The following is a 595-nucleotide window of genomic DNA, read 5'->3' on the forward strand; positions in this document are numbered from 1 at the left end:
AACAAACACGCTAGCAACAAAGGCAGCCATAATCTAGATCAACAAGGTTTGTTAGAAAGCCGCACCGCTATGATGTGTTATCAAAATGAGGACGGCCGTCCGCTTAATATTGTGCCTAATTTGCTAGTTATTCCGCCTAGTCTTGAAAGCGCGGCCATGCAATTACTCAAAGCTCCCACACTACAAAACGGCGCGGCTAATATTTGCTATAACTTAATGGAGTATTTGGTATGCCCGTATTTGGAGGCTAACCGCTGGATTTTGCTAGATACCACTAAAACCATTAAACCCATTATCTTGCAAACCAATAAGCCGGTAGAATTTAGCGCGCTAGATCAGCCTACAAATCAAAATAATTTTATGCGGCGTGAATTCTTGTACGGCATTGATAGCGAGGATAACGCTGGGTATGGTTTATGGCAATTAGCCTATTGCAATGAACTACCTAACAAAACAAAAGAGGCTAAATAGTGGCGCTAAGTTTAGCCGGAGCTCTTGCCCATCAAATCCCTAATTTTGTTGATTATGAGTTTGTGAAATGGGCGCTACAATCTGAGCGCTACGAGGAGTTAGTAAAAGTCTTTCGCTACTTTTT

At 42.0% G+C, this 595-nt stretch carries 1 protein-coding gene; it reads left to right on the forward strand.

Features of this window, described 5'->3' with window-relative positions:
• Nucleotides 1-471, forward strand: a 471-nt coding sequence (locus G6Q06_RS08330) for a Mu-like prophage major head subunit gpT family protein (protein WP_205436017.1), incomplete at its 5' end; no start/stop codon positions are given.
• Between the last annotated feature and the right edge of the window lie 124 nt (nucleotides 472-595).

Origin of the sequence: Helicobacter suis, assembly GCF_902196135.1 — a bacterium.
Classification (GTDB): Bacteria; Campylobacterota; Campylobacteria; order Campylobacterales; family Helicobacteraceae; genus Helicobacter; species Helicobacter suis_A.